The sequence below is a fragment of the Antrihabitans auranticaus genome (assembly GCF_016481275.1).
In the GTDB taxonomy this organism is placed as follows: Bacteria; Actinomycetota; Actinomycetes; order Mycobacteriales; family Mycobacteriaceae; genus Antrihabitans.
Map to the genome: position 1 here is coordinate 319,818 of NZ_JAEMNW010000005.1, position 12,454 is coordinate 332,271.

General features: G+C 67.4%; 1 protein-coding gene (running past one end of the window). It reads right to left on the reverse strand.

The features are described 5' to 3' along the window. On the reverse strand, positions 1-12,454 hold part of the coding region annotated (locus JGU72_RS22920; protein ID WP_199686384.1) for a non-ribosomal peptide synthase/polyketide synthase (this coding region is incomplete at its 5' end). The annotated region continues 17,610 nt past the right edge of the window; 12,454 of 30,064 annotated nt are visible.

Consider the following 12,454-nt stretch of genomic DNA (forward strand, 5'->3'; position numbering starts at 1 on the left):
TCAATCGGTGGCGTTGCGCACACCGTCCCTGCCCGGAGCGATGACGAGCCCATCGGTGAAGACCTGCGGTCCGGACGACAACCGTTCGACCGCTGAGGCGTCCGGTTCACCGTCGACGACGACGATCGCGGCGAGGTCGTCGAGACCGTCGGCATCGAGGTCCGCGAGCTGACCGGCACTGACGAACGCGTGCGTCACCCAGGCGTCCGCGAGCACGTCGGCGATCACCTCGCCGACGTCTGCGGACCCGATCACGACCGCCGCACCCGTGGTCGCGACCAGCAGGAATTCGAGCAACTCGGCCTGTGCATCCGCACCGGCGGCGACATAGGTGCGCGACTCGAAATCCAGGTCGTACTGGTTGCGCAGCGCGGTTGCGAGCGTGACAGCTTCGGCCTGGCTGACGACCCGACTCGTCGAGCCCGCGTACGTGACCAGCGCGGGATGGCTGTCGAGCAGCGGACCGGTCCGGTCGGCGTACGAGACCGGATGCGACGGCGCAGCCTCGACGCGCTCGACCACAGCGGGTTCGTCGAGCACGAGCCAGTCCACACCATCGGGAAGCGCGTCGGCGTGTGCCTGCTCGGTCACACCGTGCGCGATCCCGAACTCGGCGATCGCTTCCGCGGACACGTCTGGCTGCGTACGGATCACACCCGCACCGGCCTTGGCGATTGCCCACATCGCAACCACCGACTCGACCGACCGTGGCAGTCCGACCGCGACGACCGCTTCGGGCCCGACGCCGCGCTCGATCAGCACTCGCGCGAGGCGCGAAGACCGCTCGTCGAGTTCGTCGTAGCTGATCTCTTCGTCGCCGATCGCAAGTGCGGGCGCTTCCGGATCGTCTTCGACGACGTTGGCGAGCAGCTGCGGCAATGTCTGCCCGCTGATCCGATCCTCGGCCGGTTCGGGTGCACCGGCACCCGAGTCGGCAAGAATCTGCTCGCGTTCGGCCCGGTCGAGGATCTCGATGTCGCGCACCAGCACCGTCGGGTCCGCGACCAGTTCGTCGAGCACCATCCGCATGCGTGCGGCCAGCGTCTCGACCTCGGCACGGGTGAACTGCGACAACAGGAACTTCATCGTCAGCTCGACCGTCTCCGCGACAGTGACCAGCAGCGTCATCGGGTAATGCGTGGCGTCGTTGACGCCGACACCGGTGACTCGCATGCCGTCCACCGCGCTCGCCTCGGCCAGAGCGGCCCTGTCGATCGGGTACGACTCGAACACCAGCAGGGTGTCGAACATCGTCGGCACGCCCGCGGCCTTCTGAATCTCCGTCAGCCCCACGTAGTGGTGGTCGAGGAGATCGGCCTGCTGGCCCTGCAGACGCTCCAGCAATTCGGCGACGGTCGCCCCGTTGTCCAACCGCACGCGCACGGGCAGCGTGTTGATGAACAGACCGACCATCGCTTCGACACCGGTCAACTCCGGCGGCCGACCGGACACTGTCGCACCGAACACAACGTCCTCGTGTCCGGTCATCCGGCCGAGCACGATCGCCCACGCCGACTGGATCAGTGTGTTGACCGTGACGCCGACGGACGCGCAGAACTCGACGATCCGGCGGGTGTCGGCCGCGTCGATGTGCGTGATCAGCTTGTCGATCTCGTACGTCTCGGCACCGGGCTGCGCAGAGGTGGCGAGCAACGTCGGCTCGCTGAAACCGGCCAGGGCGTTGGACCATGCAGTCAACGACTCCTGGCGATCACGCTTGGACAGCCACTGCAGGAAGTTGCGGTACGGCGTGACTCGTTCGAGAACAGAGTGGTCACCGCGCACGGCGTAGAGCACCAGGAGGTCGCGCATCAGCAACGGCATCGACCAGCCGTCCAGCAGGATGTGGTGGCTGGTGATCGCGAGATGCAACTGATCGGCAGCAGTACGGACCACGGTGAACCTGATCAGCGGCGCGGCTGCCATGTCGAAGTGCTCGGCCTGGTCCTGCGCGAGCACGCGGCGTAACTGCGCCACCCGGTCGTCCTCGGGAAGGTCGGTCAGATCGACTTCGCGCCACGGCACGTCCACCCGGTCCAGCACCACCTGGACCGCGCCACCGTCGGAGTCGATCACGAACGCGCTGCGCAGATTCGCGTACCGGTCGATGATGCCCTGCGCCGCGTTGCGGAGCCGTTCGGTGTCGACGGTGCCGGTCAGGTCGAGCACGGCCTGCATCGTGTACACGTCGACGGTCGTCGCCGTCATCATGGCGTGGAAGAGCAGGCCGGACTGCAGCGGCGACAGCGGCCAGGCGTCCGAAAGGCCGGGATACTGCCGCTCCCACAGCTCGATCTCCTGCTGCGGAACGCGGATCAACGGAAGATCCGACGGCGTGAAACCGCCGGCACCCGGCTGCTCGGCATGGCGGGCGAGCGCTCCGAGCGCGTCCTGCCACAACGCCACCAGCTGCTCGACCTCACCGCGCGACAGCACGCCGGACGGGAAGGCGAACGCAGCGCCCAGCTGCGGACCGTCGTCGCCGTCTGTGACGATCGCATTGATGTCCACGACGCCGTTGGCGGGCATGTCGAGGTCCATCTCGGCGCTCAATTCGCCCAGGTCCCCGGTCGGGACCCAGCCGAGTTCACGCAGCGCTGCGGGCACCTCGCCGGCCGAGATCCGGCCGAGGTAGTTGAAGCTGATCTGTGCGTCGACCGCGTCGTCCAGCTCGGCACCGGTCTCGGCATCGAGGTAGCGGAGCAAGCCGTAACCGATTCCTCTGTCCGGCACCGCGAGCAGCTGTTCCTTGACGGCCTTGATCGCGGACCCCGCCGCTGCCCCCGCCGCGAAGGCGTCGGCGATATCGATGCCGCCGAGATCCAGCCTGACCGGGTAGGAACTCGTGAACCAGCCGACCGTCCGGGACAGATCGGCGCCGGCAACGACGCCTTCCTCGCGGCCGTGACCCTCCAGCCTGACAAGCGTCGCAGGCGCCTGCACACCACGTCCGCTGCGCCACTTCGCAATTGCGAGCGCGAGGGCAGCGAGCAAGCCGTCGTTGACACCGCCGCGATACAACCGCGGAATCGTCGTCAGCAGTGCGTTGGTCACGTCGGCGGACAGCCGCACCTCGACTCGCTCGACCGTTGCGAACGTATCGACAGCCGGGTCGAACGCGCGCTTGCCCAGCGCTGGATCGGCCGTAGCGGTGATCTCGCGCCACACCGGCAGTTCGGCGCGCCGCTGCGTGCTGTGCGCCTCTTCGACGAGTGCGTGCGCCCAGCGCCGCATCGATGTGCCGTTGGCGGGCAACGAAACCGGCTGACCGGCATTGCGCTGCGACCATGCGACCGCGAAGTCGGGGATCAGAATCCGCCAGGAAACGCCGTCCACGACGAAGTGGTGACCGACGACGAGCAGTATCCCTGCCCGATCGTCCGCGAAGTCGAACCAGACGAACTGCACCATCGCAGCTGCAGCGGGATCGAGTCGGCCCATAGCCGAATCCAGTTCCGCGGAAGCCAATTCGGCCAGCTCCGCACCCGCCGTGTCGGCAGGCACCGCGACGCGGTGCACGAGGGCGGCGACATCGACCGACCCACGTTCCAGGGCTTCGAATTCCCAGCCGGTCTCGGTGTGGGTCAAGCGCGACCGCAGCACGTCGTGATGGTCGAAGACCGCTTCGATCGTGCCGACCAGCATGTCCTGGTCGATATCGGCGGGCAACCTCAGGCTCATCGTCTGCGAGAACCGGTCGTGGGAACCGCCGGCGCCGAGCACGGCGGCCATGATCGGGGTCAGCGGGATCGTGCCGACTCCGCCACCCGGCAGCTCGGCAAGCACCGCGGGACCGGCAGATTCGCCGATCGTGGCAACCTCGGCCAGCGAGGCGACACTGCGACGCTCGAAGACGTCGCGTGGCGAGAACACGATGCCACGCGCCTTCGCACGCGAGACCAACTGGATCGACAGGATGCTGTCGCCGCCCATCGCGAAGAACGAGTCGTCGAGGCCGACCTGTTCGACACCGAGCACGTCGGCGAAGACCGCGGCGATGATCGCCTCGGCTTCGGTCGTCGGCGCACGGAATTCTCGAGCCTCCAGCACCGGTTCGGGCAGGGCCCTACGGTCCAGCTTGCCGACCGGAGTCAGCGGAATCTCGTCGAGGACCACGACGGCCGACGGCACCATGTGCGGCGGCAGAGACCGGCCCGCGTACTCGATGAGCGCTGCACTATCGACGCTCGCACCCGGGGTGCCGAGGACGTAGGACACCAGAATCGTTGCGCCCGCCGCGGTTTCGCGACCAACGGTGATCGCGTATTCGACGTCCGGGTGACCGGCGAGGACCGCGTCGATCTCACCGAGTTCGATGCGGAAGCCGCGGACCTTCACCTGGAAGTCCGAGCGGCCGACGTAGTCGAGCTCGAGCTCCGACGCACGACCCGATGCCTTACCGATGTCGTACCAGCGCACCACGTCACCTGTGCGGTACATCCGGGCACCGGGCTCGCCCCACGGATTCGGAACGAAGCGGTCCGCGGTCAGGCCGGCCCTGTTGTGGTAGCCACGCGCCAGCGCGCCGCCTGCGAGGTAGAGCTCGCCCGCGACGCCCACCGGTACGGGGTTCAACCGCTGGTCGAGCACCATCGCCGACATGCCGTGAATCGGCTTGCCGATCGTGATGTGCTGGCCAGGGCGCAGGCTCGCGAACGACGAGATGATCGTCGTCTCGGTGGGGCCGTAGCCGTTGAAGTACTTGCGGCCCGGCTGCCACTTCGCGAGCAGTTCCGGCGTGGTCACGTCGCCGCCGACCGAAACAACCTCGAGGTCGGTGATCCCGCGCGGATCCACCGTGCCGAGCACTGCGGGCGTGACGATCGTGTGGGTCACCTTCTCGGTGCGCAGCAGTTCGCCCAGATCGGGGCCGCCGATGATGTTCGACGGGACGATCACGAGCGTCGCACCGTTGTAGAACGCAGCCGTCCACTCCAGCACGGAGGGATCGAACGACGGCGAGCAGATGTGCAGGAACCGGTGGTGCGATTGCAGGTGGTACAGATCGGTCGCCGCATCCACCAGGCCACCCATGCCGGAGTGCGTGACGGTGACGCCCTTCGGCATGCCGGTCGAGCCCGAGGTGTAGATGACATACGCCGGATGGAAGAGACGCAGCGGCGCCAACCGGTCCTCGTCGGTGACGGGTGCAGGCGACTCAGCAGCACACAGCGCGGCCGTTTCGGGATCGTCGATGACGAGCCATTCGACGTCATCGGGCAGTTGCCCGACGAACTCACGGGACGTGATACCGACGACCGCGCCCGAATCGGTCAGCATGTGCCGGACGCGATCCTCCGGGTAGGTCGGGTCGACGGGGACGTGCGCGCCACCCGACTTGGTGACCGCCCAGACCGCGGCGACCATGTCGTAGGAGCGCGGGAAGGCCAGTGCGACAAGCTTTTCCGGTCCCACGCCGCGACCGATCAGCACCCGCGCGAGGCGTGACGAGGTCTCGTCGAGCTCGCGATAGGTGATCGACCGGCCGAGGTATCGCACCGCAGGCTTGTCCGGGTCGAGCTGCGCACCACGACTGAGCTCGTCGGGCAGCAGCCCACCGGTCATCACGTCGTCGCCGTGAACGTGGGTCAGCGCCTCGTACTCGATCTCCGACAGCAGCGCCAGATCACCGACCGCTGTTTCCGGCGACGCCGTCACCTCGGTGAGCAGCCGGACGAACCGCTCCGCGAACAGCGCCACGGTATCTTCATCGAAAAGGTCACGGGCAAAGGAGAACTCGGCGTAAATACCGCCCTCCGGATCGACCGCCGAGTTCGCCTCACGAAGCGTCAGCGACAGGTCGAACTTCGCGATCTCGGCATCGAGGTCCACCGCACCGACATGCAGGCCGGGCAACTCGAAGCCGGACTCGGGCAGGTTCTCGAACGACAACGCGACCTGGAACAGCGGATGCCGAGCAGTCGAGCGCTCCGGATTGAGCACCTCCACGAGTCGCTCGAACGGAATGTCGGCGTGCGCGAATGCCTGCAGATCCGCGTCCTTGGTGCGGGTCAGCAGTTCGCCGAACGTCAAGTGCGGCTGCACGTGTGAGCGCAACACCAGCGTGTTGACGAACATACCGATGACGTCGTCGAGTTCGGACTCGCCGCGGCCCGCGATCGGCGTACCGATCGCGATGTCGTCGGTACCGGACAGGCGCGCGAGGAACACTGCCAGCGCCGTGTGCAGCACCATGAACAGCGTCGACCCCTGGGCCCGGCCGATCTTCTGCAGCTCACCCTGCAGCTGCGCATCGATCCGGAAGTTCACGCGCCCACCGGCGAACGACTGTGTTGTGGGGCGCGGCCGGTCGGTCGGCAGGTTCAGCTCGTCGGGCACGCCCGCGAGAGCGTGCTTCCAGTAGTCCGCTTGCGCGGAGATCAGGCTCGCCGGATCGGACTCGGCGCCAAGCACATCGCGCTGCCACAGGCTGAAGTCCGCGTACTGCACCGGCAACGGTGCCCACGACGGCGCTTCGTCACGCGTACGCGCGGCGTAGGCAACCATGACGTCGCGCGTCAGCGGCCCCATCGACCAGCCGTCTGCGCTGATGTGATGGGCGACGAACACGAGGACGTACTCCTGCACGCTCGCCGCACTGTCCTGGACCACCCGGAAAAGGTTGGCGCGCAACGGTACTTCGGTCGTCACGTCGAAGCCTGCGGAAGCCACCTCGACGATCCGGTCGCGCAGGTCGTTCGCGCCGACGTCGACAGGCGTGAGGTCCGGCACGACTCCCGCTGCGGGCAGGATCACCTGGTAGGCGTTTCCGTCGTCGGACGGGTAGACCGTGCGGAGGGTTTCGTGCCGCTCCACGAGGTCCGCGACGGCCCGCTGCAGTGCGGCGACGTCGAGGTCGCCGGTCAACCGCACCGCCACCGGAATGTTGTTCACTGCAGACGCGGTGTCGAACTGGTTGAGGAACCACATGCGCTGCTGCGCGAGCGACAGCTGGATCCGTTCCGGCCGCGGACCTGCGGTCAGGGCCCGGCGGCCGCCGACACCCGCGTGCTGTTCGGCGCGCGCAGCCAAGGCCTGAACCGTCGGCGCCTCGAACAGCGTCCGGACCGGAACCCGTGCGTCGAGAGCGGCACCGATGCGTGCCGTGACCTGTGTCGCCAGCAACGAGTTGCCGCCGAGCGCGAAGAAGTCGTCGTCGACACCGACCCGCTCGAGCCCGAGGACCTCGGCGAAGATTCCGGCGACGATCTCCTCGATCGGCGTCGACGGCGCACGGAATTCCCGAGCCTCGAACGCGGGTTCCGGTAGCGCCTTGCGATCGAGTTTGCCGTTCACGTTGAGCGGCAACGCATCCAGGACGACGAACGCGGCAGGCACCATGTACGACGGCAATTCGGCAGCGAGCGTGTGTGCAAGATCCAAGGTGTCGATCACCGCCGCCGCGGCGGGAACCACGTATCCGACGAGTTGTGTGCCGAGGTGCGGATCGGTGCGGTCGACAACCGCGGCCGACGCGATCTCGGGACGGGCGAGCAGGGCCGCCTCGATCTCGCCGAGTTCGATGCGGAAACCGCGCACCTTCACCTGGAAGTCGGAGCGTCCGCGGTAGTTCAGCTCACCGTCGGCATTCCAGGCCGCAAGGTCACCCGTGCGGTACATCCGGGCGCCGGAAGCGAAAGGCGCTGCGACGAACCGCTCGGCCGACAGATCCGCCCGCCCGTAGTAACCGCGCGCGAGTTGCGCACCCGCGAGATAGACCTCACCCGTCACCCCGGCCGGCACCGGGCGCAGCCTGCTGTCGAGGACGTATACCTGCGTGTTCCATTCGGGCGAACCGATCGAGACCGAGACGGTGTCGCGGCCGGTCACGAGATGCTCGGTCACCGAGACCGCAGCTTCGGTCGGCCCGTAGAGGTTCACAAGCCGCACATCGGGATTCGCCTTGCGGAAGCGCTGCGCCACCGTCGCGGGCAGCGCCTCGCCGATTGCCAGCACCCGCCGCAGCCCGGATCCGAGTCGGCCACCGGACTCGATGAGCAGGGCGTCGAGCATCGAGGGCACCACGTGGAGCGTCGTCACCGACTCGTCACGGATCAGCGCATTCACGTACGCCGGGTCGCGATGGCCGTCGGCCGACGCGATCACGAGCGCGGCGCCGGACGTGAGCGCGGACCAGAACTCCCATACCGAGAGGTCGAAGGTCGCCGCCGTCTTGAGCAGCACCGCGTCGCCGAGGTCGAGTGCGTATTCGGCACGCTTCCACGCCAATTGATTGACGATCGCGCCGTGGCTGATCGCAACACCCTTCGGCCTGCCGGTCGAACCGGAGGTGAAGATGACGTAGGCCGAGTTCGTCGGGCGCAGGGGTGCAGTTCGCTCCTGCGGCCGTACCGGTGCGGCGTCGATGGCGGCGAGGCTCAGCGTGTCCAGTTCGACGACGCGTGTGCCGGTTACGTCGAGACCGGTGCCGGACGTGGTGAGTACCAACGACACTCGTGCGGTATCAAGGACGTAGGCCGTGCGGTCGGCCGGGTGGTCAGGATCGATCGGCACGTAGCCGCCACCGGCCTTCGCGACGGCGTACATCGCAACGACGAGTTCCAGCGAACGCCGCATACCCAGGGCGACAAGCGATTCGGGACCGACACCCTGGCCGATCAGCCAGCGGGCAAGCCTGTTCACGCGCTCGTCGAACTCTGCGTAGGTGAGACGCTGATCGCCGAAGATCACGGCGTCTGCGTCGGCACATCGCGCGACCTGCTCGTCGAACAGCGAGACCAGGGTCATCGATTCGTCGACGGCGTGCGCGGTGTCGTTCCAGCCGTCGAGCAGTTGTGCGCGCTCGGCCGGCGCGAGCAACTCGATGTCACCGACTCGCGTCTGCGGATCGGTGATGACGGCGCCGAGCAGGCGTACGAACCGATCGGCAAAGCTCTGCACGGTCGCTTCGTCGAAAAGGTCGGCGGCGTAGGTGAAGAAGCCGGTGATACCGGTCGCCGCACCCGCATCGTCGTAGCGGTCCGTCACGATCAGGTGCAGGTCGAACTGCGACAGCTCGACGTCCAGATCCAGCCCCGAGACCTCGAGGCCGGGCAGTTGCAGGCTGGACTGACCCAGGTTCTGGAACGAGAGTCCGACCTGGAACAGCGGATGGCGCGCAGTGGACCGGGACGGGTTGAGCACCTCGACGAGTCGCTCGAACGGGATGTCGGCGTTGGCGAAGGCATGCAGGTCGGTCTCGCGCTGGCGAGCGAGCAACTGGGCGAACGGTTCACCGAGGTCGATCGTGCTGCGGAACACCAATTGGTTGACGAACATGCCGATCAGGTCTTCGACCGCACGCTCGCCACGACCGGCGACCGGCGTGCCGATCGCGATGTCGTCAGCGCCTGACAGTCGTGACAGCAGCGCCGCGAGCGCGGTATGCACGACCATGAACAGGGTTGCACCTTGGGCTCGCGCCATGTCGACCAGACCGCGATGCACGTCCGCGTCGATGGCCAGTTCGACGGTGCCACCGGCGAACGTCTGCACCGCGGGCCGCGGGCGGTCCGTGGGGAGATCCAGCTGGTCCGGCAGCCCGGCCAGCGACTCGCGCCAGTACGCAACCTGCTGGGCCGCAACCGAATCCGGGTCTCGTTCGTCGCCGAGCACAGCGCGCTGCCAGAGGGCGTAATCCGCGTACTGCACCGGCAGCGGTGGCCAACCCGGCGCTTCGCCGGCGGCACGAGCGGCGTACGCGACCATCACGTCGCGGGTCAGCGGACCGACCGACGACCCGTCACCGGAGATGTGGTGGACGACGAGCGCGAGCACGTGTTCCTCCGGTGCGAGCCTGAACAGGCCGACCCGCAACGGCACCTGGACCGTGACGTCGAATGCCGTCGATGTGAAGGCCGCTGCGGCAGTGCTGATCTCGTCGGCGCTCACCTCGACGATGCGCAGCTCCGGCGTCGCCTGTGTGGGCGACAGAATGACCTGGACCGGTCCGTCGGCGGTCTCCGGGTAGATCGTGCGCAGGACCTCGTGCCGTGCCGTGACATCGGCGATCGCCGACTGCAGCGCGGAGATGTCCAACTTGCCGGTGAGCCGCACCGCCATCGGGACGTTGTAGGCCGCCGATTCGGTGTCGAAGCGGTTGAGGAACCACATCCGCTGCTGTGCCAGCGACAGCGGGATGTGCGCGGGCCGGTGCTGAGCGACGAGCGCCTGCCTGCCACCTGCACCGGCGTTCTGTTCGACCTTGGCGGCCAGCGCGCCGACCGTCGGTGCCTCGAACAACGTCCGAACGGCGACCCGGGTGTCGAGTGCTGCACCGATTCGGGTGGCAACCTGCGTGGCCAGCAGCGAGTTGCCGCCGAGTGCGAAGAAGTCGTCGTCCATGCCGACCCGGGTCGAGCCGAGGCCCAGCACTTCGGCGAACACGCCCGCCACGATCTCTTCGACCGGCGTGGTGGCCGCGCGGAACGCTTGCTTGTCGAATACCGGCTGCGGCAGAGCCTTTCGGTCGAGCTTGCCGTTCACGTTCAGCGGCAGCGCGTCGAGAATCATGATCGCGTTCGGCACCATGTACGACGGCAACCGCTCCCCCAGCGCCGAACGGATGGCGGCGGGATCCCCGGTAGCGCCCGCGGTGGGCACGACGTAGGCAACCAGTTGATCGCCCAACCGCGCATCGGAGCGCACGATGACCGCAACCTGGGCCACGGATTCCTGCTCCGTCAGCGCGGTCTCGATCTCGCCGAGCTCGATCCGGAAACCACGGAGCTTCACCTGGAAGTCGGTGCGGCCCACGTAGTTCAAACGGCCGTCGGTGGACCAGCTGACGAGGTCACCGGTCCGGTACATCCTGGAACCGACCGGACCGAACGGGTTCGCGACGAAGCGGTCGGCAGTCAGGTCGGCGCGCCCGTAGTAACCGCGGGCGAGCTGATCGCCGGCGAGATACAACTCGCCCGCAACGCCGTCCGGCACCGGGTGCAACCGCGAATCCAGCACGTACACCTGGCTGTTCCACTCCGGGCGACCGATCGGGACCGATCCGGCAGACACCTCGGCAACCTCGCCGAACGTCACCGACACAGCCGCCTCGGTGGGCCCGTACAGGTTGAACAGGGCCGGACCGTCCGCTCGTTCGAGCATGCGCCGCGCGGTCGCTGCCGGAAGCGCCTCACCGATGGCGAGCACGCGACGCAACGTCGCGGGTAGTGCATTGTTCGATTCGGTGAGGAGCGCGTCCAGCATCGACGGCACGACGTGCAGCGTGGTGACAGCCTCTGCGGCGAGCAACCGGGTCAGGTAACCGGGATCGCGGTGGCCGTCGGCCGACGCGAGCACGATCCGGCCACCGGATACCAGCGCCGACCAGAACTCCCACACCGAGAGGTCGAAGGTCGCGGCAGTTTTCAGCAGTACCGAATCGTCATTACCGAGACCGAATTCGGCCTTCTTCCAGAGCAATTGGTTGACGATCGCACTGTGCGTGACAGCAACACCCTTCGGCCTACCGGTCGAGCCGGAGGTGAAGATCACGTACGCAGTGTTGCCGGGGCGCAACGGCGCCAGCCGTTCCGTGGCTGCGATCGGCGAGTCCGCCACGTCGGCGGTCTCGTCGTCCACGAGCACCGTCGGGATACCGGACCATTCGAATGCGTCGCCCGCGGACGTGAGGACACAGACCGGTGCCGCAGTGTCGAGGACGTACCCCGTGCGCTCCGCCGGCAGGTCCGGGTCGATCGGCACGTAGGCGCCACCCGCCTTCACGACCGCGTACATACCGACGACGAGCTCGACGGATCGCCGCATACCCAGCGCAACAAGCGATTCCGCGCCGACACCGGACGCGATGAGGCGACGCGCAAGGCGGTTCACCCGCGAGTCGAATTCGCGGTAGGTCAGCTGCTCACCGTCCGACACGAGTGCGACGGCATCCGGGGTCGCCGCGACCTGCGCATCGAAGAGATCCACCAGCGTCGCAGCCGGGACATCGTGCGCGGTGTCGTTGCGCGCGACGAGAGTGGTGCGCTGCTCGTCGTCGTCGAGCAGGCCGATATCGCCGACCGCACGAGTCCGATCCGCGACGACGGACTCGACGATGCGCAGGAACCGGTTCACGAAACCGGCCACCGTCGATTCGTCGAACAGATCTGTGGCGTAGGTGAATTCGCCGAGGATCTGCGCTGGCTCACCGTCTTCGTGGCGATCGGCAAGGGTCAGCTGCAGATCGGTCTTGGCGAGCTGCACATCGAGTTCGACGCTGCCGACGCGCAGGCCGGGCAGCTCGAAGCTGGTATCGGCCAGGTTCTGGAACGACAGGCCGATCTGGAACAGCGGATTCCGGGCCGTCGACCGAACCGGGTTCAGCACCTCGACGATCCGCTCGAACGGAACGTCCGCGTTGGCGAAGGCTTCGAGGTCGGTCTCGCGAACGCGAGCCACGAGCTGCGCGAACGATTCCGAAGCGTCGATCTCGGTGCGGAACACCAGTGTGTTC